Annotated in this window: 21 protein-coding genes; 8 read left to right on the top strand and 13 right to left on the bottom strand. The window is 70.6% G+C overall.

All coding sequences use genetic code 11. From position 1 onward, the window contains the following. Nucleotides 1-413: 413 nt before the first annotated feature. Complete coding sequence (locus tag ITI46_RS20950) at nt 414-992, top strand: hypothetical protein (RefSeq protein WP_247746324.1); 579 nt, start codon at nt 414-416, stop codon at nt 990-992. After that, nucleotides 989-1,309, top strand: coding sequence for a hypothetical protein (locus ITI46_RS20955; protein WP_209241224.1), 321 nt, complete (start codon nt 989-991; stop codon nt 1,307-1,309). Before ITI46_RS20950 ends, ITI46_RS20955 begins: the two co-directional genes overlap by 4 nt. A 4-nt stretch (nt 1,310-1,313) precedes the next feature. Here ITI46_RS20955 and ITI46_RS20960 read toward each other — a convergent pair whose 3' ends face one another. Continuing rightward, a complete protein-coding gene (locus ITI46_RS20960) occupies nt 1,314-2,621 on the bottom strand; it encodes an Nramp family divalent metal transporter (protein WP_209241225.1) in 1,308 nt (435 codons plus the stop codon). A gap of 235 nt (nt 2,622-2,856) precedes the next feature. On the opposite strand from ITI46_RS20960, the gene ITI46_RS20965 reads away from it, so the two are divergent. Further along, nucleotides 2,857-3,882 carry a chitinase gene (locus ITI46_RS20965; RefSeq protein WP_209241226.1) on the top strand — a complete coding sequence of 342 codons (1,026 nt, stop codon included), beginning with the start codon at nt 2,857-2,859 and terminating at the stop codon, nt 3,880-3,882. Between the two features lie 73 nt (nt 3,883-3,955). Here the strand turns inward: ITI46_RS20965 and ITI46_RS20970 are convergent, their stop codons facing one another. From ITI46_RS20970 to ITI46_RS20990, 5 genes are all read right to left on the bottom strand, one after another. Then, nucleotides 3,956-4,810, bottom strand: a complete 855-nt coding sequence (locus tag ITI46_RS20970) for a S1 family peptidase (RefSeq protein ID WP_209241227.1) — start codon at nt 4,808-4,810, stop codon at nt 3,956-3,958. A 68-nt stretch (nt 4,811-4,878) separates the two neighbouring features. Continuing rightward, entirely contained in the window at nt 4,879-5,733 is an 855-nt protein-coding gene (locus tag ITI46_RS20975) for a S1 family peptidase (protein ID WP_209241228.1), read from the bottom strand. 127 nt (nt 5,734-5,860) lie between these two features. Further along, nucleotides 5,861-6,274, bottom strand: a complete 414-nt coding sequence (locus ITI46_RS20980) for a RidA family protein (protein WP_209241229.1) — start codon at nt 6,272-6,274, stop codon at nt 5,861-5,863. Between the two features lie 22 nt (nt 6,275-6,296). Next, nucleotides 6,297-7,064, bottom strand: a complete 768-nt coding sequence (locus ITI46_RS20985; RefSeq protein WP_209241230.1) for an IclR family transcriptional regulator — start codon at nt 7,062-7,064, stop codon at nt 6,297-6,299. Then, entirely contained in the window at nt 7,061-8,260 is a 1,200-nt protein-coding gene (locus tag ITI46_RS20990) for a sugar kinase (RefSeq protein WP_209241231.1), read from the bottom strand. Before ITI46_RS20990 ends, ITI46_RS20985 begins: the two co-directional genes overlap by 4 nt. Before the next feature lie 107 nt (nt 8,261-8,367). Between ITI46_RS20990 and ITI46_RS20995 the strand changes: the two genes are divergently transcribed. Together ITI46_RS20995 and ITI46_RS21000 are read left to right on the top strand one after the other, a co-directional pair. After that, nucleotides 8,368-9,657, top strand: coding sequence for an alanine racemase (locus ITI46_RS20995; protein WP_209241232.1), 1,290 nt, complete (start codon nt 8,368-8,370; stop codon nt 9,655-9,657). 15 nt (nt 9,658-9,672) lie between these two features. Next, nucleotides 9,673-11,274 (top strand): N-acyl-D-amino-acid deacylase family protein, encoded by a 1,602-nt coding sequence (locus ITI46_RS21000; protein WP_209241233.1) that lies wholly within the window; start codon nt 9,673-9,675, stop codon nt 11,272-11,274. 3 nt (nt 11,275-11,277) lie between these two features. Here the strand turns inward: ITI46_RS21000 and ITI46_RS21005 are convergent, their stop codons facing one another. Then, complete coding sequence (locus ITI46_RS21005; protein WP_209241241.1) at nt 11,278-11,805, bottom strand: Uma2 family endonuclease; 528 nt, start codon at nt 11,803-11,805, stop codon at nt 11,278-11,280. A 66-nt stretch (nt 11,806-11,871) separates the two neighbouring features. Continuing rightward, the gene (trhA, locus tag ITI46_RS21010; protein WP_247746326.1) at nt 11,872-12,711 is read right to left on the bottom strand and encodes a PAQR family membrane homeostasis protein TrhA; all 840 of its coding nucleotides are present in this window, start codon (nt 12,709-12,711) and stop codon (nt 11,872-11,874) included. Nucleotides 12,712-12,985: 274 nt separating this feature from the next. Between trhA and ITI46_RS21015 the strand changes: the two genes are divergently transcribed. After that, on the top strand, nt 12,986-14,869 hold the full coding sequence (locus ITI46_RS21015; protein ID WP_209241234.1) for a phosphoenolpyruvate carboxykinase (GTP): 1,884 nt from the start codon (nt 12,986-12,988) through the stop codon (nt 14,867-14,869). A gap of 223 nt (nt 14,870-15,092) precedes the next feature. Here ITI46_RS21015 and ITI46_RS21020 read toward each other — a convergent pair whose 3' ends face one another. Both ITI46_RS21020 and ITI46_RS21025 read right to left on the bottom strand, forming a co-directional pair. After that, nucleotides 15,093-15,506, bottom strand: coding sequence for an SCO4983 family protein (locus ITI46_RS21020; protein WP_209241235.1), 414 nt, complete (start codon nt 15,504-15,506; stop codon nt 15,093-15,095). A 96-nt stretch (nt 15,507-15,602) separates the two neighbouring features. Beyond that, the gene (locus ITI46_RS21025; RefSeq protein WP_209241236.1) at nt 15,603-16,814 is read right to left on the bottom strand and encodes a pyridoxal phosphate-dependent aminotransferase; all 1,212 of its coding nucleotides are present in this window, start codon (nt 16,812-16,814) and stop codon (nt 15,603-15,605) included. A gap of 141 nt (nt 16,815-16,955) precedes the next feature. Between ITI46_RS21025 and ITI46_RS21030 the strand changes: the two genes are divergently transcribed. Both ITI46_RS21030 and ITI46_RS21035 read left to right on the top strand, forming a co-directional pair. After that, entirely contained in the window at nt 16,956-18,563 is a 1,608-nt protein-coding gene (locus ITI46_RS21030; RefSeq protein ID WP_247746327.1) for an MFS transporter, read from the top strand. 5 nt (nt 18,564-18,568) lie between these two features. Then, nucleotides 18,569-19,222: a TetR/AcrR family transcriptional regulator gene (locus ITI46_RS21035; protein ID WP_209241237.1), complete on the top strand. Its 654-nt coding sequence runs from the start codon at nt 18,569-18,571 to the stop codon at nt 19,220-19,222. Nucleotides 19,223-19,265: 43 nt separating this feature from the next. Here the strand turns inward: ITI46_RS21035 and ITI46_RS21040 are convergent, their stop codons facing one another. From ITI46_RS21040 to ITI46_RS21050, 3 genes are all read right to left on the bottom strand, one after another. Beyond that, entirely contained in the window at nt 19,266-21,293 is a 2,028-nt protein-coding gene (locus ITI46_RS21040) for a thioredoxin domain-containing protein (RefSeq protein ID WP_209241238.1), read from the bottom strand. Between the two features lie 35 nt (nt 21,294-21,328). Continuing rightward, entirely contained in the window at nt 21,329-21,931 is a 603-nt protein-coding gene (locus tag ITI46_RS21045) for a Uma2 family endonuclease (RefSeq protein WP_247746328.1), read from the bottom strand. A gap of 90 nt (nt 21,932-22,021) precedes the next feature. Next, nucleotides 22,022-23,239, bottom strand: coding sequence for a hypothetical protein (locus tag ITI46_RS21050; RefSeq protein ID WP_209241240.1), 1,218 nt, complete (start codon nt 23,237-23,239; stop codon nt 22,022-22,024). Nucleotides 23,240-23,313 lie beyond the last annotated feature (74 nt).

Consider the following 23,313-nt stretch of genomic DNA (forward strand, 5'->3'; position numbering starts at 1 on the left):
CCCCAACCCCCGCACACCCACCCGTTCCAGGAACACGCATTCACCTGATCCGGCGAACGCCACGGCTTTCCCGTCTTCGGGCCACGTCGATCGTCATATGTTCCCGGCATGGTCACCTCCCGCCACGAGGCAGCACACCGCATCTTCCAAGAACGCCCCGCCCTGCTCGCCCCCACCTTTCGCTTACTTGGCGTTTCCCTGCCGGAGTACGCCCGCGTCGACGTCCTCACCCCGGACGCCACCGAACTGGAGCCCGTCGAACGGCGCATGGACAGCGTGCTCCGGCTGTCACCGGAGAAGGGCGGGACGCCCTTGCTACTCGCGATCGAGGCGCAGGGACGGCCCGACCCCCGCAAAGCGCGTAGTTGGGCCTATACCTGTCCTTCCTCGAATCGAAGAACGAGTGCCCGGCCTTGCTCCTGGTCGTCTGCCAGGACAAGAGCACCGCCGAGTGGGCTGTTGGTCCCTTCGATCTGGGCCCAGCCGACTGGAAACCCCTCACCGTTCGCCCGTTGGTCCTCGGTCCGGGAAACGTGCCATTGATCGTGGACACAGAGGAAGCGGAAGAGGACCTCACCATGGCCACCTTCGCGGCTATGACGCATGGCAAGAGCTCAGATGCTCCAGCCATACTGAAAGCGCTGGCATCCGCGCTATACCGCACCGATCGTAAAACTCGGAAGTACTACACGGAGCTACTGGAGGCCGGACTCGGCGACACCCCGACCCGGCAGACCTGGAGGGACCTCATGAAGAACGGCAGCTTCTTCCCCGGGCGCGGCACCCTCGTCGAGGAGACGTTCCTCGAAGGCAAGGCCGACGAGCGGGCCCGGTCTGTGCTGCGGCTGCTGGAGATGCGCGGCATCACCGTCAGTGAGAGCCAGCGCGCCCGGGTGACGGGCTGCGCCGACCTGGACACCCTCGACCGCTGGTTCGAGCGGGCTTTCAGCGCCACCGAGGCCGAGCAAATCTTCGCCGAGGAGCCGCAGTGAAGAACGGCAGCTACTTTCCCGGGCGCGGCACCCTGGTGGAGATGACCTTCCTCAAGGGCAAAGCCGCGGGCATTGTCGAGGAGCGGGTGCGGTTCATCCTGCGGATGCTGGAGCAGCGGGATCTGCCCGTCCGGGCGAGTGAGCACGTGCGGATCACGGGGACCGACGACATGACAGCGCTCGCGCACTGGATGGACAAGGTGCTCACCGTCGCGGATGTCAGCGAACTGTTCGACGACATTCCGCCCGACGACGACGTCACCGTATCGAGGGGCACCGTGCCGCTCCCCCTCCCGGCGAAGGCCGACCAGGGCTGAGGGCTTACCAGGGGAGGTCCCTCACCTGCTGGACGCACAGGACGAGGAAGAGGACGCACGATGCTGCCAGCAGGACGTTGCTGAGGGGGCCGTTGCGCCACTGGCGCGGGGTGCGGTCGCTGTTGAGAAGCCACAGCAGGGTGGCGGCGAGGAAGGGCATGAAGAAGGCGCCGAGGACGCCGTAGGCGACGACGAGGGCGAAGGGCTGGTCCAGCCAGAGCAGCGCCATCGGGGGGAAGGTCAGCCACAGCAGATAGCCGCGGAAGGGCACCGAGCGCTCCTGCTCGCCGCGGGTGAGCGGGGCGACGCCCGCTTCGGCGGCGAGTCCGCGGGCGGCCCGCAGCCGCTCCACGAAGTCGGCGAACATCAGGCTCACCCCGTGCCATACGCCCACCAGCGAGGAGAAGGAGGCGGCGAAGAAGCCGATGAGGAAGAGGGTGGAGGTGGAGCTTCCGAAGCGCTTCTCCAGGACGTCGTCCAGGTCGAGCAGGCCCTTGTCGCCGGTGGCGAGGGCGATCTGCGAGCTGTGCAGCAGCTCGGCACCGACGATCAGCATGGCGACGACGAATATGCCGGTGGTGATGTAGGCGACGCGGTTGTCGAGCCGCATCATCTTCATCCAGCCGCTGTCGGCCCACCCCTTGGCGTTGATCCAGTAGCCGTACGCGGCCATGGTGATGGTGCCGCCGACGCCGCCGACCAGGCCCAGGGTGTAGATCATGGAGCCGGACGGCAGTACGGGGAGCAGCCCGGCGAAGGCGCCGCCCAGATCGGGGCTGACGCGGATCGCGACGTAGACGACGACCACGAACATCACGCCGACGAAGGCCATCATGATCTTCTCGACGATGGCGTAGCGGTTGGTCCACACGAACAGCAGGCCGACCAGTCCGGTGATGATCGCCCACGCCTTGAGGGACAGCACATCGGGGAAGAGCGCCTGCAGCGGCAGCGCGCTGGAGGACATCGCGGTGGCGCCGTAGACGAAGCCCCAGATGACGACGTACACCGCGAAGTAGACCGTGGTCCACGGGCCGAGGCTGCGCCAGCCGTCGAAGATGGTGCGGCCGGTGGCCAGATGCCAGCGGCCGGTCGCCTCGGCGAGGGCGATCTTGACGATGCAGCCGATGACGGCGGCCCACAGCAGCGTGTAGCCGAACTTGCTGCCGGCCACCAGGGTGGCGACCAGGTCCCCGGCGCCGACACCCGTCGCGGCGACGACGATGCCGGGGCCGATCATCTTCCAACTCGGCTTGCGCACCGGGCCCTGAGCGCCGTCGGATGTGCTGGGTGTGATGTCCTCCGCTGCCATGACGCCTCCGCCGTACGCGAGCTCGAGGGTGGACGACCGTGCAGGTCGCAGGCGATGTAACCGCCTGCGGACGATCAGCACAAGGGGTCGCGGGCAAGCAACGTGTGCCCGGTTTCCGCCGCCGGTGCCGGGCGATCGATGCCGCCTTACACCTTGACAACCCCATTGGTCTGGACCAGGTTGTACGGCGCACGCGCACCACCACCTCCCATCTCCCCCCACACCGGAGGCAGTTGTGGCACGTTCCAGATATCCCGGGCTCTCCCGCGCGCTCGTCGGCCTCGTCGCCTCGGCCCTGACCGTGGGCGGTCTGCTCGCCCTCGGGCCGGCCACCGCACACGCCGAGCCCCCCACCGCGGCCGGCCCCCAGGTCGGCGCCTCGCAGGTGCCGGCCCACGCCGTCACCGGCTACTGGCAGAACTTCGACAACGGCGCGACCAAGCAGACCATCGCCGATGTGCAGGACGAGTACGACATCATCGCCGTCGCCTTCGCGGACGCGACCGGCACGCCGGGCCAGGTCGACTTCACGCTCGACCCGGCCCTGAACTACTCCGAGGACCAGTTCAAGAAGGACATCGCCGCCAAGCACGACGCGGGCAAGTCGGTCGTGGTCTCCGTCGGCGGCGAGAAGGGCGCCGTCTCGGTCGGCGACGACGCCTCGGCTGACGCCTTCGCCAAGAGCATCGTCGCGCTGATGGACGAGTACGGTTTCGACGGCGTCGACATCGACCTGGAGAACGGCCTCAACGCGACCTACATGACCAAGGCCCTCGACGCGATCCACGCCGCCAAGAGCGATGTCGTGGTGACGATGGCGCCGCAGACGGTCGATATGCAGTCGCCGCAGAACGGGTACTTCAAGACGGCGCTGAACATCAAGAGCTATCTGACCGTCGTCAACATGCAGTACTACAACAGCGGTTCGATGAACGGCTGCGACGGCAAGGTCTACTCCGCGGGCACCGTGGACTTCCTCACCGCGCTGGCCTGCGTACAGATCAAGGGCGGCCTCGACCCCTCGCAGGTCGGCATCGGCACCCCCGCCTCGTCGCAGGCCGCGGGCTCCGGCTACGTCGACCCGGGCGTGGTCAACGACGCGCTGGACTGCCTCGCCAAGGGCACCAGTTGCGGCAGCTTCACCCCGGACGAGAAGTGGCCCGGCATCCGCGGTGCGATGACCTGGTCCACGGCGTGGGACGCCACGGCCGGCAACAAGTGGTCGAGCACGGTGGGCCCGCACGTGCACGGGTTGCCGTAGCCCGGGCCGGGGCACGGTTGGCACGGTCTGCCCGCGCTGTTCCCCGCGCCCCTGTCGGGGCGCGGGGACGGAGTCACTTCTGCGGCTCAGGCAGGACGCAGCCGTGCGCGTCGAGGTCGAGCTGGTTGCCGCGGCCGAAGCAGGGGTTGATCAGATAGGTCTGCTGGCCGTAGGCGTTCAGATAGCGGACGGTGACGTTGCCGTCCTTGTCCACCTCACACGGGTTGTTCAGGGTGCAGCGCTCCCCGTCCTCGTTGTGGGTGTTGTTGACGCCGATGACCTTGCCGGTGCCGTTGTCGATCACCGGGGAGCCGGAGGTGCCGCCCTTGGTCTGGCAGTCCATGGTGTAGCGGATGGAGTCCTTCCAGGTCCAGTCCGCTTCCTTGAGCCGGTAGGCGAAGCCGTCGACGGCGCAGCCGAACTTCTCCTTCCAGTAGCCGGAGACGACGGTGATGTCCCGGCCCTGCCGCGGGTGCCTGGGGTCGAGCTGCAGCGCGTCGATGCCGTACTTCTTCTTGATCTGGCGGTAGGTGGAGGTCGTCTCGTACAGGGAGATGTCGGTGTCGGTCATCGTCGCGTACGCGATCTTGTCCGAGTGGACCTTCCCGGCGTCGCTGCCGTCCGCGTTCAGCAGCGTGAAGTCGCGGCTGGTCTTCTTGTTGACGACGACCTCGCCCGCGCCCGGCATGCCCTCCTGGAGGCAGTGGCCGTTGGACAGGATGAGCGCGGGGTCACCGGGTTCGGAGTTCTTCAGCTTGACGACGGAGCCGGAGCAGTTGCTCAGCGCGACGGTGCCCTCGAAGGAGGGCGCGGCCTTGTGGGCCGTGGTCCCGCTGTCGGCGGCCGCTGCGGGTGCCGCGGATATGCCCATGAGTGCGGCGGCGCCGAACAGCGCCGCCGCGAGCGTACTGACGAGGGGCTTTCTCATGTACTCCTCATTTTCCGGGTGTGGTGACAGGGACAGGAAGACCCCAACGTCCGTACGGCACTGAAGCGTTACGGCTTGGGGAGCGTGCAGCCCTCGCGGCCGAGGTCGATCTTGTTCCCCTCGGCAACGCACGGCGCGATGATGTAGGTCTGCTGGCCGTAGCCGATCCCCTCGTGCACGGTGGTCTTGCCGTTCTCGTCCACCTCACAGGGGTTGTTGAGCGTGCACTCCTCGCCGTTCTCGTTCCGCGTGTTGTTCACGCCGACGACCTTGCCCGAGGCGTTGTCGATGACGGGGGATCCCGAAGTGCCGCCCTTGGTCTCGCAGTCGGCGGTGTAGCGGATCGAGTCCTTCATCGTCCAGCCGTCCTCCTTGAGCTGGTACGCGAAGCCGTCGATGGCGCAGCCGTACTTCTCTTTCCAGTAGCCGGAGACGACGGTGATGTCGTTGCCCTTCGTGGGGTGGGCCGCCTCGACATCGAGCGCCTTGATGCCGAACTTCGACTCGATCTCCTCGTAGGTGGAGCCGACTTCGTAGAGCGAGACGTCGGTGTCGGTCATCGTCGCGTACGCGATCTTGGTGGCGCGGACGGTGCCGGCGTTGCCGCCGTCGGCCTTCAGCAGGGTGAAGGAGCGGTTGGACGCCTTGTCCTTGATCACCTGCCCCGGCTCGGGCATGCCCTCTTCCAGGCAGTGGCCGTTGGACAGGACGAGTGCGGGGTCGCCCGGCTGCGAGTTGGGCATCTTGACGACGGAGCCGGAGCAATTGCTGAGCGCGACGGTGCCCTCGAAGGAGGGCGCGGCGGCCTTGGCTTTGCCGGGCGCCGGTGCGGGCGCTGCGGATGCCGGTGCGGCGGCTATGCCGGTCAGTGCGGCGGCGCCGAGGAAGGCGCCGGCGAGGGAGCCGGCGAGAGGTCTGTTCATGGTGGGGGGTCCTCTCCTGGTACCGAAGGTTCGTTCGGTCTGACGCCCCGCATTCTTGGGCCAGTTGGGTCCCACCACAAGAGGACCCCCGGAATCGGGAGAGCCGATTCCGGGGGTTCTGCGCTGCTCAGCCGAGGACGGCGAGCGCGTCGATCTCGACCAGCAGACCGGCGGGCAGGCCGACGTACACCGTCGTACGCGCGGCCGGAGCCTCTTCGAGAGAGGCGAAGTACGCGTTGTAGATCTCGTTGAACTCCGCGAAGTGCGCGGTGTCCGTCAGATATACGCGGAGCATCATGGCGTCCTCCCAGGAGGCGCCGCCCGCCTTGAGGACGGCTTCCACGTTGGCGAGGGTCTGGAGGGTCTGCTCCCGCAGCCCGGGGCCGACCGGCGTGGGGGCCTGGCCCTCCACCGCGGGCCCGAACCCGACCTGCCCGGCGACCTGGAGGATGTTGCCCTTGCGCACGCCGTGCGAGAACTTCGCGGGCGGCGTGGTGTGCGTGGCCGGGGTGAGGGCGGTCTTGGCAAGCTTCTCGCTCATGGTGCGGCTCTCCTACTCGTCGTTACGGGCGGGGGCTGGGCGGCTGTCCCGCGTACTCCGTGCTGATGGCCTCGGCGGTGCGCCGTACGCGGGGCAGCAGGGTGAGGAGTTCGTCGGCGGAGACGACGACGTTCGGCGCGGAGACCGAGATGGCCGCCACCACCCGTCCCTCGGCGCCGCGGATGGGGGCGGCGACGCAGTTGATGGACTCCTCGTGGCCACCGAGGTCGGTGGCCCAGCCCTGTTCGCGCACCTTGGCCAGTTCCGCGAGGAACGCGGCGGCGTCCGGCGTCGAACGGGGCGTGTAGCGGGGGTATTCGAGCCGTTCGGCGACCGCGCGCCGCTCCGGCTCGGGCAGGTCGGCCAGCAGCAGCTTGGCCACGGCGGCGACGGTGATGGCGACGGGCTTGCCGATGCGCGAGTACATCCGTACCGGATAGCGGCTCTCGACCTTGTCGATGTAGAGGACCTGGTCCTCGACGTACTTCTCGTGAACGGCGAGGTGCACGGTGTGTCCGCAGTCCGCGTTGAGCTCGGCCAGGTGCGGGTGGGCGATCTCGCGGATGTCCAGGTTCTCCACGGCCTGCTGTGCGAGCGCGAACAGCCGGGCACCGAGCCGGTAGCGCTGGTCGGCCTGGCGGTAGACCATCCCGTGCTCGTGCAGGGTGCGCAGCAGCCGCAGGGCCGTCGACTTGTGCACGCCCAGCCGCGCGGCGACCTGCTCCAGATTGGCGGGCCCTTCGGCGAGCAGCGGCAGAATGGTCAGCGCCCGGTCGACGGTCTGGCTCATGCGGGACGCACCTCCGGCTGCTGCTGAGCGCCGGGGTTGTCGGGCCGTCCGGCGGCTGGGTCCTGTGGTCCGCATACCGTCCAGTCGGTTTCCAGTCGCAGTCTCCCCCAGCTCTCCTCGTCCAGGGCCACCAGCCGGTCGGCGACGTCCCGGGCCGGCGGCGGCGCCAGGTCGCCCGCGTCCGTGAGCACCGCTGCGGCCATCAGGTGCCCGTGCCGCAGCCGTTCGCGCACCGGCAGCCCCCGCAGCGTCCCGGACAGGAAGCCGGCGGCGAAGGCGTCACCCGCGCCCACCGGCGAGACGACGTCCACACGCAGCGCGGGCACGAAGACGGCGGCCCCGTCCCCGGCGAACGCGGTGGCCCCGGCCGCACCCTGCTTGACGACGAGCACCGCGGGCTCGGGCAGCAGCTCCCGTACGGCCTCGGGCCCGCCCGTCACTCCCCAGACGGCGGCGGCCTCGTCCTCGCCGACGAAGACGATGTCGCTGTGCCGGGCGAGTTCGCGCAGCACCTCGGCGGCCGGTTCCGGTGCGGTGTTCGGGCGCCACAGGCCGACGCGGTAGTTGACGTCGAAGGAGACCAGCGGCCCGGGACTGCCGCCCTGCCCTGTGGGGGTGCGGGCCGAGGTGAGCTCGCGCAGCAGGGCCAGGCAGCCGGCGGAGAGGGCCGCGGTGATCCCGGTCAGATGCAGCACCTGCCCCGCCCGGACGGCCCGGTGCGGAATGTTGGCCGGGGACATCGCGGAGGCGGCCGACCCGGCGCGGTAGTAGACGACTTCGGAGAGCGCGGAGGACGGGGTAGTCGGGATGGACGGGGTCGCCGGGTCGGCGGTGCCGGTGGCACGTTCGCCGTCCGTACGGAAGTAGATGCCGGTGGGCCGCTCGGGATCGCGTGCGACGGCGCTGACGTCCACCCCGTGCGCGGCGATGGCAGCGACCAGATGGTCGCCGAAACCGTCGGCGCCGACCCGGCTGACCCAGCCGGCACGGTGCCCGGCGCGGGCGAGCGTACAGGCGACGTTCGACTCGGCGCCGCCGATCGCGCGGTGGAAGGAAGGGACGTCGGCGAGTGGGCCGGGGACGCTGGGCAGGAACGTGACCATGGACTCGCCGAGGCAGACGACGTCGATGTCGGAGGTGGTGGGCACGGTGGTTGCTGCCTCTCGCTGCGGTGTCTCGGCCGGTCCCGGCACCATTGACCGGCTGTTCCGCGGGATGCTAGACAGCCTCAAGCGTCATACGCAATGGCCGTTGCACATACTGCAATCCCTGGCGACACCGCCACTGCTACTACGGAGACCGCATGGCAGCCCCCGCCCCCTCCCCCGTCGCCCGTCTCGCGGACGAGCCCGCCGACCACCGGTTCAAGGGGCTGCCCCCGGACGCCGCCGCGGCGGGAACCACCCTCGGGGAGCTGGCCGCCGAGCGCCGCTCCCTGTTCACCGGCGGCTTCACCACACCGGTCCTCGCCCTCTCCGCCGAGCGCCTGGAGCACAACCTCGCCGCGCTCGCCGAGTACTCCGCACGGCACGGCCTCGCCTTCGCGCCGCACGGCAAGACCTCCATGGCGCCCCAGCTCTTCGAACGGCAACTCGAGCGCGGCGCCTGGGGCATCACGCTCGCGGTGCCGCACCAGGTGCGGGTGGCCCGGGCGTACGGCGTCCCGCGGATCTTCCTCGCCAACGAACTGGTGGACGCGGCGGCGCTGCGCTGGCTCGCCGCCGAGCTGGACGCCGACCCCGGCTTCCGCTGCATCTGCTACGTCGACTCCCCTCGCGGCGTCGCCCTCATGGACGAGGCCCTGCGCGCGGCCGGTGCCCGCCGCCGGGTCGAGGTCGTGGTGGAGCTGGGCGCGGGCGACGGGGCACGGACCGGCGCGCGTACGGAGGCGGAGTGCGCCGCGATCGCCGAAGCGGTGGCCGCCACCGGCACCCTGCGGCTGGTGGGCGTCGCCGGGTACGAGGGCGAGGTGCCCGGCGCCGACCTGGCGGCGGTGCGCGGCTGGCTGCGGCGGCTGACCGGGCTGGCCGTCTCCCTCGATGCGGCGGGGCACTTCGCGGGGCTGGACGAGATCGTGGTCAGCGCGGGCGGCAGCGCCTGGTTCGACGCGGTCGCCGAAGCCTTCGCCGAGCTGCCCGAGCTCTCGGCACCCACGCTGAAGCTGCTGCGCTCGGGCGCGTACATCTCCCACGACGACGGCCACTACCGCCGGCTGACGCCGTTCAACCGGCACCCCGACGAAGGAGGGCTCCAGGCCGCGTTCACGCTGTGGACGCAGGTCGTCTCCCGGCCCGAGCCGGACCAGGCGTTCCTCAACGCGGGCAAGCGGGACGCCGCCTTCGACCTGCACCTCCCCGAACCGCACATGGTGCGGGGAATCGACGGGACGGTGCGCTCCGCGGCGGGCCTCACCGTCACCGCGCTGAGCGACCAGCACGCGTGGCTGCGGGTGGACGAGGGCGTCGAACTGGAGCTCGGCGAGTGGGTGGGGCTGGGGATGTCCCACCCCTGCACCATGTTCGACAAGTGGCAGGTGATCCCGGTCGCCGACGCGGAGGGCACCGTCACCGACCTGATCCGCACCTTCTTCTGAGGCCGGGCGCCCGGCATGGACACGGTCACGGTCATCCGCGGCGCCCGCGTCATCGACGGCACTGGCGCCCCCTCCAGCCGCGCGGACGTCACCCTGCGCGCCGGCCGTATCGCCCAGCTCTCCCCCGAGGGCGCCCGGCGGCCGGGCGGCACCCGTGTCATCGACGCCGACGGCCTCGCCCTGGCCCCCGGCTTCATCGATATGCACGCCCACTCGGACCTGGCGATCCTCCGCGACCCGGAGCACACAGCGAAGGCCGCCCAGGGGGTCACCCTGGAGGTGCTGGGCCAGGACGGGCTGTCGTACGCACCCACGGACGACACGACCCTCACCGCGATCCGGGAGGCCATCACCGGCTGGAACGGTGACGGCAGCGACATCGACTTCGACTGGCGCACCGTCGGCGGCTATCTGGACCGGATCGACCGCCAGGGCACGGCGGTCAACGCCGCGTATCTGATCCCGCAGGGCAGCGTCCGGATGCTGGCGATGGGCTGGGACGACCGCCCGGCCGCCGACGGCGAACTCGCCGCCATGAAGCGCCTGGTCGCCGAGGGGATGGCGCAGGGCGCGATGGGCATGTCCTCCGGGCTGACCTACACGCCGGGCATGTACGCCTCCGACGCCGAACTGACCGCGCTGTGCCGGGTCGTGGCCGACTACGGCGGCTACTACTGCCCGCACCACCGCTCGTACGGCGCCGGTGCGCTGGGGGCGTACGCGGAGATGGTGGCCCTCACCCGCGAGGCGGGCTGCCCGCTCCACCTCGCGCACGCCACGATGAACTTCGGCGTCAACAAGGGCCGGGCGCCCGAACTCCTCGCCCTGCTCGACCGGGCCCTTGCGGACGGCGCCGACATCACCCTGGACACCTACCCCTACACCCCGGGCTGCACGACGCTGGCCGCGATGCTGCCGAGCTGGGCCAACGAGGGCGGCCCCGAGGCGACGCTGGCCCGGCTGGCCGACCCGGCGACGGCGGCCCGGATCCGGCACGTCATGGAGGTGGAGGGCGCCGACGGCTGCCACGGGGTGCCCATCGAGTGGGACACCATCGAGATCTCCGGCGTCAGCAGCCCCGGGCTCTCCGACCACGTGGGCCGTACGGTCGCCGAGTCCGCGGCGCTGCGCGGCGAACAGCCGTGGGAGACGGCACACCGGCTGCTGACCGAGGACCGGCTCGGCTCCACGATCCTGCAGCACGTCGGCCACGAGGAGAACGTCCAGGCGATCATGCGGCACCGGGTGCACACCGGAGGCAGCGACGGCATTCTGCAGGGCGCCAAACCGCACCCGCGCGCCTACGGCACGTTTCCGCACTACCTCGGCCACTACGTACGCGAGTTGGGCGTCCTCTCCCTGGAGGAGTGCGTCGCCCACCTCACCGGCCGCCCCGCCGCCCGCCTCCGCCTGGCCGACCGCGGCCTGATCCGCGAGGGCTACGCAGCGGACCTGGTCCTCTTCGACCCCGAAACCATCGCCGCCACCGCGACCTTCACCGCCCCCCGCTCCCTCCCGACGGGCATCCCCCACGTCTTCGTCGCCGGCCAACCGGTGATCGCGGACAGCCGCCGCACGGATGTCCTGGCCGGACGGGCGGTACGGCGCACGGGGTGAGAGTCAGTCCCGTACGGGGAAGGTCGAGGTGTCGACCTCGATCCGCTCGCCGGTGCTGAGCGTCAGCGTGAGGGGCTCCCCGTAAGGAATCTCCTTGACCTTGGCGTATCCGGTCGCGTGCGGCTCGGTCATCAGTGTGCAGAGCTTTTTGAACGGATCGGCGATCAGATAGAGGTCGATCCCGAACCGGGCGTACTTGGCGACGTTGCGGACGTAGTCCTTGTCGTCGTTGGGCCGGGAGGGCACTTCGAGAACAGCGAGCACTTCGTCGCAGTGGTAGCTGTTGCCGCGACGCTCCGCTCCCTCAGCGAGGATCGTGAGGTCGGGTGCCGCGTCGTTCTCTCCGGGAAATCTCACCAGAAGGTCACTGAACGCGCGATGCCGGCCGATGGCCGTCTGCCACACCGCGTAACGTGTCAAGGCCACAGTCAGGTCCTGCTCCTGACTCTGCGGAGTCATGATCACTTCCCCATCGAAAATTTCGACGCTGTACCCCTCAGGCACGGCTCCGCGTTCGAGCAGATCATCCATCACCGTCACGGCCGCTCACCTCCTGTCTGCGCCCATTATGCGTGATCTGCGCCAACCCCGTAGGGACTACGCGTGGGTGTAGGCCACCAGCGAGATGCCCACGTAGTGGACGGCGAAGGCGGCCAGGGTGAAGGAGTGGAAGACCTCGTGGAAGCCGAACCAGCGGGGTGAGGGGTTGGGGCGCTTGATGCCGTAGATGACGCCGCCCGCGCTGTAGAGCACGCCGCCGACGATGACGCACACCAGCACCGCGATCCCGCCGGTCCGCATGAAGTCGGGCAGGAAGAAGACCGCGGCCCAGCCCATGGCGATGTAGCAGGGGGTGTAGAGCCAGCGGGGGGCGCCGACCCAGAAGACGCGGAAGGCGATGCCGAGTCCGGCGGCTATCCAGATGCCCCACAGCAGCAGGTCGCCCCGCCCGTCGGGCAGCAGCAGGATCGTCAGCGGGGTGTAGGTGCCGGCGATGATGAGGAAGATGTTCGCGTGGTCGAGCCGGCGCAGCACGGCGTTGGCCCGGGGGCTCCAGTCACCGCGGTGGTAGAGCGCGCTGATCCCGAACAGCAGGCAGGCCGTCAATGTGTAGACGGCGCAGGCGATTCGGCCGCGGCTGCTGTCGGCGAGCGCGGTCAGGAACATACCGGAGACCAGCACGGCGGGGAACATGCCCAAGTGCAGCCAGCCGCGCAGCTTGGGCTTGATGACCTGCGCCGCGGAGTGCGCGGAGGCGGACAGCCGGGCGGCGGCGGAGGGGGCGGCCTCGGCAGCGCCGGGCTCCACGGAGGCGGCCTCCACGGAATCGGTCTCCGCAGAAGCGGCCTGTGCGCGAGCGGGGGACGAGGACGACGCGCTGGACGGTGGGGACGCCACAGCGGCGGGCTCCGAAGACGGGGACGCGGAGTCTGTCATCGGGCCATCGTACCTACGCCGATCGACAACCTACGCGACCGTAGGTCAAGGGCTGCCAGCAGCCCGAATGACCCTGTGTGCCAGCCGGGAAGACCCTACGTGTCGACGGCCACACAACCCCCGTCTGGACAGACACCAATTCGCACCGCATGATCAGATGAGCATAAGCGGCACCGGATGAGCGACGAGACAAACTGCCACGAAAGCATCCGGGTCGCGGCCCCCAAGGGGCGCGCTGACAGTCGGAACAAAACCCTCAACGTCTGGAGCGATCGTGGCGCGCAGTTCTGCGGCTCCCCTCACCTCAGCCCCGTCTTCCTCGTCCACCCCGGCCACCGGCCACGCCCCCACCCGCCATCAGGAGCTGCTCTCCTGGGTCGCCGGCATCGCCGAGCTGACCCGGCCCGACCGCGTCGTGTGGTGCGACGGCTCCGAGGCCGAGTACGACCGCCTGTGCGAAGAGCTGGTCGCCAAGGGCACGTTCAAGAAACTCGACCCGGTCAAACGGCCCAACTCCTACTACGCCGCCTCCGACCCGTCCGACGTCGCCCGGGTCGAGGACCGCACCTTCATCTGCTCCGAGAAGGAGGAGGACGCGGGCCCGACGAACCACTGGAAGGACCCCGCGGAGATGAAGGCCATCTTTGTGGGAGACAAGGGGGGCTCCGCAGGGGAACAGGGCATCTTCCACGGTTCGATGCGCGGCCGGACCATGTACGTCGTCCCGTTCTGCATGGGCCCGCTCGGCTCCCCGCTCTCCGCACTGGGCGTGGAGATCACCGACTCCGCTTACGTGGCCGTCGCCATGCGCACGATGACGCGCATGGGACAGCCGGTGCTGGACGAACTGGGCGAGGACGGCTTCTTCGTCAAGGCCGTGCACACCGTCGGCGCCCCGCTCGCCGAAGGCGAGGAGGACGTGCCGTGGCCGTGCAACTCGACCAAGTACATCTCGCACTTCCCCGAGACCCGCGAAATCTGGTCCTACGGCTCCGGCTACGGCGGCAACGCGCTGCTCGGCAAGAAGTGCTACGCGCTGCGCATCGCCTCCGTGATGGCGCGCGACGAGGGCTGGCTGGCCGAGCACATGCTGGTGCTCAAGCTGACGCCGCCCCGGGGTGAGGCCAAGTACGTGGCCGCCGCGTTCCCGTCCGCCTGCGGCAAGACCAACCTGGCCATGCTCCAGCCCACCGTCCCGGGCTGGACGGTCGAGACCATCGGTGACGACATCGCCTGGATGCGGTTCGGCGAGGACGGCCGCCTCTACGCCATCAACCCGGAGGCGGGGTTCTTCGGTGTCGCCCCGGGCACCGGCGAGGACACCAACGCCAACGCCATGAAGACCCTGTGGGGCAACGCGGTCTTCACCAACGTCGCGCTGACCGACGACAACGACGTGTGGTGGGAGGGCATGACGGAGGAACCGCCCGCCCACCTCACCGACTGGAAGGGCAACGACTGGACGCCGGAGTCGGACGCCCTCGCCGCCCACCCCAACGCGCGGTTCACCGTCCCCGCCGGACAGTGCCCGATCATCGCCCCCGAGTGGGAGGACCCGCGCGGCGTGCCCATCTCGGCCATCCTCTTCGGCGGCCGGCGCGCCTCCGCCGTTCCGCTGGTGACCGAGTCCTTCGACTGGCAGCACGGTGTCTTCCTCGGCGCCAACGTCGCCAGCGAGAAGACCGCAGCCGCCGAGGGCAAGGTCGGCGAACTGCGCCGCGACCCGTTCGCGATGCTGCCCTTCTGCGGCTACAACATGGGTGACTACTTCGCCCACTGGCTGGAGGTCGGCGAGAACGCCGACGCCGCGAAGCTGCCGAAGATCTACTACGTCAACTGGTTCAAGAAGGACGACAACGGCACGTTCGTCTGGCCCGGCTTCGGCGAGAACAGCCGCGTGCTCAAGTGGATCGTCCAGCGGCTGAACGGCGAGGTCGAGGGCGTCGAGACGCCGATCGGCATCCTGCCGCGCAAGGAAGACCTCGACACGGAGGGGCTCGGCCTCTCCGAGGCCGAGCTGGACTTCGTCCTCGCGGTCGACCGCGACGTCTGGCGCGACGAGGCCGCGCTGGTCCCCGCCCACCTTGAGACCTTCGGCACCCACACACCGCAAGCCCTCTGGGACGAATACAAGGCACTGGTGCAGCGCCTGGGGTAGCTCCGCCTTGTGCTGCTGCGCTTGGGCAGTCTGCTCCCCCAAGCTCTTCGAGCAGGGGGTACCCCCAGGGCGCAGGGTGGGCAAGCGCAGCACCGGCCACCGGGCCGCAGACAACGGGCGCCCACGCAGCGGTGCGGGGTACGGCCGTCGCGCGGGTGCGGGCCCGCTTGTGCCCACCCGTTCCGCCCCTTGCGGAACGACTGCCCACAAGCGGGCAACGCCCTTACACCAGCGCCCCCTCCGCACCGGCATACGCCGCAAGGCGCTCCCTCATCAGCGCGGTGACCGCCTCATCGCCACGGGAGTCGGCGACAGCGAGCGCGTTACCCGCAAGGGTGTGCGCCCGCGCGTGGAGGGAGGCAATGTGCGCCGCGTCGTCCCGCACAGCGGACGGCGCGGCCCGCAAGGGCGTCCGCCCGCCGGACAGCCGCCCCGCATGGGCGGCGAGCTCATGGGCTGCGGCATCCAGCTCCGCACTCGGCGTCAGGGCACGCAGCTCGTCCGTGACCGTCAGCAACGCGGTCAGGTGCCCGGCCAGCCGGATGTCCAGCTCTTCCTCGCGGGTGCGCCGCGGCAGCCCGTCGTGAGTGCTCTCGGCCACGGTGTGGACCGACTTGCTGCGGATCGGTTCGTACATGGACGGCCTCCTGATGCGTTCAGGAGGACATCCTAACTTGGACACCGTCTAAAGTTGTTCCACGTTCATCGAATCGCCACGGGCGATTACCGGCGGTCACGGCTGGCTGTAGCCGTCCAGGAAGCGGCCGATCCTGGTCACCGCGTCGCGCAGCTCGTTCACGCTGGGCAGGTTGACGATCCGGAAGTGGTCGGGCTCGGGCCAGTTGAACCCGGTGCCGTGCACAATCATGATCTTCTCGGCGCGCAGCAGATCGATCACCATCTGCCGGTCGTCCTTGACCTTGTACACCTTGGGGTCGAGCCGCGGGAACGCGTAGATCGCCCCCTTGGGACGCACACAGCTGACGCCCGGGATCTGCGTCAGCAACTCGTACGCCGTATCGCGCTGCTCGCACAGCCGGCCCCCCGGCAGCACCAGGTCCTCGATCGACTGCCGTCCGCCCAGCGCGGCGGCGACCGCGTGCTGGGCGGGGACGTTGGCGCACAGCCGCATATTGGCGAGGATGGTCAGGCCCTCGATATAGCTCCCGGCGTGCGCCTTGGGCCCGCAGACAGCGAGCCAGCCGCTGCGGTAGCCGGCGACCCGGTAGGACTTGGACAGTCCGTTGAACGTGAGGGTCAGCAGGTCGGGCGCGACGACCGTGGTCGGCGTGTGGGTGGCACCGTCGTAGAGGATCTTGTCGTAGATCTCGTCGGAGCACACGATCAGGTCGTGGCGGCGGGCGATGTCGGTGAGGCCGCGCAGGAGCTCCTCGTCATAGACAGCGCCCGTGGGGTTGTTGGGGTTGATGATGACGAGCGCCTTGGTGCGGTCGGTGATCTTGCGCTCGACGTCCGCGAGGTCGGGCATCCAGTCGGACTGCTCGTCGCAGCGGTAGTGCACAGCGGTGCCGCCTGCCAGGGAGACCGAGGCGGTCCACAGGGGGTAGTCGGGCGCGGGGACCAGCACCTCGTCACCGTCGTCCAGCAGGGCCTGCATCGACATCTGAATCAGCTCGGAGACGCCGTTGCCCAGGTAGATGTCGTCGACCGACAGCTCGATGCCCTGCTTCTGGTAGTGCTGCATCACCGCGCGGCGCGCCGAGAGCAGACCCTTGGCGTCGCCGTAGCCGTGCGCGGTGCCGACGTTGCGCAGCATGTCCTCGAGGATCTCCGGCGGGCAGTCGAAGCCGAATGCCGCTGGGTTGCCGGTGTTGAGCTTGAGGATCTGGTGCCCTGCCGCCTCCAGCCGCGTCGCCTCCTCCAGGACCGGGCCCCGGATCTCGTAACAGACGTTGGCGAGCTTCGTCGACTGGATGACCTGCATAGACCCACCCTACGGGCGCGGTTCACAGGCCGCTCCGTGTTTTCCCTCACCTCGGTGACCGCCCGGATACCCCTCCCACTCGATTGACAGACTCTCTCAATTGAGAGTTACTGTCATCAACCTTGGAGGGAGGGGAGCCCCATGACCACCGCACCCCGAAGCTCGGCACGCCGCTGGTGGGCGCTGGGCGCACTCGGCGCCTGCATGCTCACGCTCGGCTTCGATCTGACGATCCTGAACGTCGCACTGCCCGACATGGCGTCCCAACTGCACGCCGACACCGGCGAGATGCAGTGGATCGTGGACGCGTACGTCGTCGTCTTCGCCGCGACGATGCTGCCCGCCGGTCTCCTCGGCGACCGCTACGGGCGCCGGCGGCTGCTGATGGCGGGGCTCGCCGTCTTCCTCGTCGGCTCGCTGCTGGGCACGCTCGCCGACCGGCCCGGCTGGGTGATCGCGGCCCGAGCCGGGATGGGGCTGGGCGCGGCGCTGATCTCGCCCCTGGTGCTGGCCGTGCTGCCGCCGCTCTTCCCGGACGAGAAGGAGCGCACCAAGGCCATCGGAGTGGTGACCGCCGCCGTCGCGGGCGGGATGCCGCTCGGGCCGATCGTCGGCGGCTGGCTGCTGGACCACTACTGGTGGGGTTCGATCTTTCTGGTCAACGTCCCGCTGGCGGCGCTCGGCATCCTCGCCTGTCTGCTGTTGCTGCCCGAGTCCCGCGACCCCTCGGCGCCCCGCGTCGATCCGTTGAGCGGCGTGCTGGGGGTCGCCGGGCTCGCTGCGCTGATCTTCGCGATCATCGAGGGTCCGCAGCGCGGCTGGGCCGACCCGCTGGTCGTGGGGCTCTTCCCCGGCTCGGCGCTGCTGCTGGCGGCACTGGTGCTGCGGGAGCGGCGCGCCGGGCGGCGCGGGGCCCGGCCGATGCTCGACCTCACGCTGCTGCGCGCCCCCGGGTTCCGCTGGAGCGCGGGGGCCGTGACGCTGGTGACGCTGGTGCTGTCGGGGCTGCTGTTCATCGTCCCGCAGTACCTCCAGGAGGTCCTCGGCCACGACGCGCTCGGCACGGGGGTGCGGCTGCTGCCGATGATGGCCGGGATCGTGGTCGCCGCGCGCGCTGCGGGCCCGCTGGCCGAGCGGCTCGGGCCGCGGCCGGTGATCAGCGCGGGCCTCACCACGCTGGCGTTCGCCGCGTTCCTCGGCGCCCGTACCGGCACCGCCGACGGCTATGGTCCGGCCGCCACCTGGCTGACGATCACCGGACTCGGCGCCGGTCTTGCCATGGTGCCCGCCATGGACGCCGCGCTGGCCGCGCTCCCCGCCGACCGCACCGGCAGCGGCTCGGGACTGCTGATGACGCTACGGCAGATGGGCACCGCACTCGGCATCGCGCTGCTGGGCAGCCTGCTCGCCCAGACCTACGCCACGCGGCTCGCCGAAGCCGACGCCACCCGGCCGGACGCGCACGGAGCGGGAGGGGGCGGCCGGGCCGCGGCGGTCGCGGAGCGCGCCGAGGAATCCGTGGTCGCCGCGCACCAGATCGCCGGCGAGCTCGGCCTGCCGCGGCTCGCGGACGCCGCCGACCGGGCCTTTCTGGCCGGGATGAACCAGGTGCTGGTGCTGTGCGGGGCCGCGGCGCTGGCGGGCGCGCTGCTGCTGGCGGTCACCCCCGGTGCGCTGCCGCGGCGGCACCGCGCAGGCACCGGCAGCGTCCCGGACATGGCCCTGCCCGGGGACGATGCCCGACAATAAGATCCATGGCCCCCGCACGTACAGGATCCGCCGGCGACACCGCCGCGGACACCGACCTCCCCCCAGCCAAGCCGAGCCTGCGCGAACGGAAGAAGATCCAGACCCGCCAGGCCATCCGGCGGACCGCCTACCGCCTCTTCGAGGAACAGGGGTACGACGCCACGCCCGTCGACCAGATCGCCGAGGAGGCGGAGGTCTCCCCCAGCACCGTCTTCCGCTACTTCCCCACCAAGGAAGACATCGTGCTGACGGACGAGTACGACCCGCTGATCGAGCAGGCGCTGCGGGACCGGCCGCCGGGTGAGCCGCCGGTCGCCGCGCTGCGCGAGGCGCTGTACGCCTCGATCGCCCGGATCTACCAGGCCGACGCCGTCGAGACCCTGCAGCGCATCCGGCTCATCCGGGAGGTGCCCGCGCTCCGCGCCCGGATGAGCGAGCACTCCGCCGAGACGGCGTGGCTGCTGCGGCGCGCGCTCGCCGAGCGGACCGGGCGCGCGGACGACGATCTCGAACTGCGGATCGTGACCGGCGCCATGCTCGGCGCCCTCACCGAGGCCATGTACGCGTGGGTGGATACCGGCATGTCGGGCACGCTGGAGGACCTGAGCGCACTGGTGACGCGTGCGCTGGGCGTGCTGGAGCGAGGGCTGACGCTGTAGGGGGTCACGCCCCGCGAGCAGCGGGGGGGGCACCCCCTCGTCGTCACCCCCGCAGGGCGGCCTCCAACGCCTCCGGGTCCGTCACCGGTGCGGCACACACGAACCCACGGCACACGTAGGCGGCGGGCCTGCCCTCCACCAGCCCCCGGTCCCGCAGCAGCGGAACCTCCGAAGTACCGGGCGCGCCCACCGCGATCACCGCGCCGGGCGCACCGGACAGCAGGGCGGCGCGGTGCAGCGCGCCGGTTTCCTGCGCGCCTCCCACCACGGCAACCTCGCGCGGCCCGTCCAGCAGTGCCTCGCCGACAGCCAGCCCCCACCCGAGGAACCGCGGGGCGCGCGAGGCCAGTTCACGTACGACGCCGAGCGCCTGCTCCGCGGCGTCGCGGTAGCGGTGGCCCCCGGTGTAGGCGCCGTAGCCGAGCAGCGCGCCTGCGGCGGCGTTCCACCCGGAGGGCACCGCGTTGTCGGTGGGGTCCTGCGGGCGCCGGATCAGCTGCTCGGCGTCGTCGGCCGTGTCGTAGAGCGTGCCGTCCTCGCCCGCGAACCGCTCCAGCACCGTGTCCAGCAGCAGACCGGCGCGCTCCAGCCACTCCGGCTCGCCGGTCACCGCGTACAGCGTCAGCCAGCCTTCCGCCGTGTCCCCGTAGTCCTCCAGCACCCCGGCGCTGTTGCCGGGGACCCCGTCGCGGGAGGTGCGCACCAGGCGCCGGCCCTCGTCGCGGGTGTGCACCTCGGCGAGCAACCGCGCGGCGCCGCGGGCGGCTTCGACCAGGTCGGGCCGTTCGAAGTAGGCGCCGGTCTCGGCGAGTGCGGCGATGGCCAGGCCGTTCCAGGCGGTGACGACCTTGTCGTCGCGCTCGGGCCGGGGCCGCGCTGCACGCGCCTCGAACAGCCTGCGCCGTACGGACTCCAGGCGCGTGGCGTCCGTCAGCGGGGAGTCGCGGTCGGGGAGTTGCAGCACCGAGGCGCCGCCCTCGAAGGTGCCCTCCTCGGTGACGTGGAAGCACTCGGCCGCCAGCTGCGCGTCGCCCTCCCCCAGCACCTCGGCCAGCTGCGCCGGGGTCCATACGTAGTAGGCGCCCTCGGCATGGCCGCCGTGCCCGTCGTCGCTGTCGGCGTCCAGAGCGGAGGCGAACCCGCCCTCGGCGGTGCCCAGTTCGCGGACCATGAAGTCCGCCGTCTCCAGAGCGACCCGGCGGGCCCGCTCCGAGCCCGTCGAGCGCCACAGATGCGCGTAGACGCGGCACAGCAGCGCGTTGTCGTACAGCATCTTCTCGAAGTGCGGAACGACCCACTCCGCGTCCACCGAGTAGCGGGCGAACCCGCCCCCGAGCTGGTCGTAGATCCCGCCCCTGGCCATCGCCTCGCAGGTCGCCTCGACCATCTGCAGCGCGCCCTCGGAGCCGGTGCGGGCGTGGTGCCGCAGCAGGAACTCCAGCACCATCGACGGCGGGAACTTCGGCGCGCCGCCGAACCCTCCCCGCCGGGCGTCGAAGTCCTTGGTCAGCCCGAGCAGCGCTGCGCCCATCTCCTCGGCGCCGGGGGCCTGCGGCGCACCCAGCCGGATGCTTCGCCCGGCCAGATCGGCGCTGATCCGGGAGGCGACATCAGCCACCTCCTCGCGCCGGTCCTGCCACGCGGTCCGTACCCCCTCCAGGATCTGCCGGAAGGAGGGCATGCCGTGCCTGGGCTCCGGCGGGAAGTACGTCCCGAAGTAGAACGGCTCCGCGTCAGGCGTCAGAAACACCGTCATCGGCCAGCCGCCCTGGCCGGTCGCCGCCTGGACGGCCTCCATATAGACCGCGTCCACGTCCGGCCGCTCCTCGCGGTCCACCTTGACGCTGACGAAGCCCTCGTTCATCAGCCGCGCCGTCGCCTCGTCCTCGAAGCTCTCGTGCGCCATCACATGGCACCAGTGGCAGCTCGCATACCCCACACTGAGCAGCACCGGCACCCCCCGCCGCCGCGCCTCCTCGAAGGCCCCCTCCCCCCAGGGCCACCAGTCGACGGGGTTCTCCGCGTGCTGCAACAGATACGGAGAGCTCTCCTCCGCGAGTCGATTCGCCATACGGCCATGGTGACGTACACCTCTGGGCCCTGCCGCTACAGGTCATCCACCGCCGTGAGGTCGATGTCGATGTCGAACGGCTCGTCGAGCGTGAGACGGCCGTGGAAGTTGCCGCGCAGGGTGTAGCCCTTTGCGACGGGGTCCAGCTCGTAGACCCGGACCACGGGGTGCATGCCTTCCCCGGCGCGCTCCACGAGCCAGAAGTGCGGGATGCCCGAGGCGGCGTACTTGCGGGGCTTGGTGTCCCGGTCGCGCTCCTCGGAGTCCGGGGAGACTACTTCGACGGCGAGGACGACGTCGGCTGCCTGGAAATGGGTGAGGTCGGGGTCGGTCACCGCCTCGGCCTTGACGACAGAGACATCGGGCTCCGGACCGTTGCGGCGATTGAGAACAACCGTCATCTCCCGCTGCACCCGCAGCTTCTCCTTGGGCACTGTGGCTCGCAGCCCGTTGACCAGCACGTCGATGACGTACGCGTGAAAGAGGCGTTGCGGGCTCACGAAAACCAGGCTCCCGTCGATCAGCTCGGTGTGCGGCGGGAGGTCTGGCAGGGTCAGCAGGTCGTCCACGGTGAAGCCGTCCGGAGGCGGCACCGGCACGGTGATCCCATCGAGCTGGGGGGCCGGTTCAGCGGTCATGGTTCCTCCCATGGGTGGGATCCTGCACGCTCCTTCACGGTACCGGGCCTCCTCCACACAGCGGCCACCCGAAAGAGCGAGCGACGCCCCTCAGTGCGCCGCCCGCGCCCCGCCCGTCGCCTCCCAGCCCGCCACCGCGAGGGCTCGGTAGGCGGTGTAGGAGGCGGCGGGGTCGCCCTCGTCGACCCAGGGGACGGCGCCGACGTGGCCGTCGACGGCGGCGAGGGCTTCCATGGCCTCGCCGTAGCGTTCGGCGCGGACCAGGAACCAGACGAGCAGGTGCAGCACATGGGGGCGTACCGGGTGGTCGTCCTCGACCTGGTCGACGGCGTACTCGGCGGCCTCGATGGCCTTGACGACCTCCTCGCTCTGATAGAGGCCGCGGACCATGTTCACCTCGGGCAGGTGGTCGTAGGTCGCGAAGAGCGGCAGCGCGGGCAGCAGGGTGCCCTCGGGGGCGCCGGCCGCGGCGGTGCGGGCGAAGGTGTCGGCCTGCTCCTTGGAGCCCGCCCCCTTGGCCGACCAGTAGGACAGCGCCGCGAGGTGGGCGCCCATGTGGTCGGGGGCCAGGCGGCGGACGCTGTCCCACAGCGACTCGAAGTCGGCCTCGCGGAGGCCCAGATGGCGGGCGATGATCAGCTCGGTGAGGTACGGCGTCGGGTCGGCGGGCGCGAGCTTCGCGGCGTCGTGCGCGACGTTCCGCGCCTCCTCCAGGATGATGCGGTGGTCGCCCAAGCCGGAGCCGGACCCGGACCCGGAGTCCGTCAGCGCCTGGAAGACCAGGAACTGCGCGTACACCTGCGCGCCCCCGTGGTCCCGCGGCTGCTGGGCACGCCACTCGCGCAGCCACCGCGCGTCCCGCACCTGCCCGGCGTGCGCGGCCTGCGCAGCCGGCGCTTCCTTGCTGAACGACACCACATCCGGCGGCCCCTCCCCGCCCGCTGCGGCGCCCTGCGCCCGGGAGCGCGCCAGCTCCATCGCCGCGGCGCCCGCCAGGGACTGCACCCGCTGCCAGCGCAGCTCGTACTCGTCACCGGTGAAGGCCAGCAGCCGCGCCACCGGCTGCCAGTCCTGGGTGCGCTGGGCCTCCTCCAGCGCCTCGACCAGTTCCCGGTCAGGGCCCGGCAGCCGTACGTCGAGCTGGTCGGAGGGGACGAAGCCGTAGCCGGCCGTCGGGTCGGGGCCCCTGGTCAGCCCGCGTACCGCCTCCTGGCGCAGGCCGTGCTGCCCCCGCCTGCGGCGCATCGCCGGGTAGACGGCCACACCGAAGATGGCGACGAGTGCGATCAGGACGAGCAGAGCTTCCATGGCGTCGGATCTCCACGCTGTGACGGGCTGGTGGGCACCTCCCGGCCGCGGGCCGGGGGAGGCTGGGTCGGGGC

The sequence above is a fragment of the Streptomyces oryzae genome (assembly GCF_017676365.1).
In the GTDB taxonomy this organism is placed as follows: Bacteria; Actinomycetota; Actinomycetes; order Streptomycetales; family Streptomycetaceae; genus Streptomyces; species Streptomyces oryzae.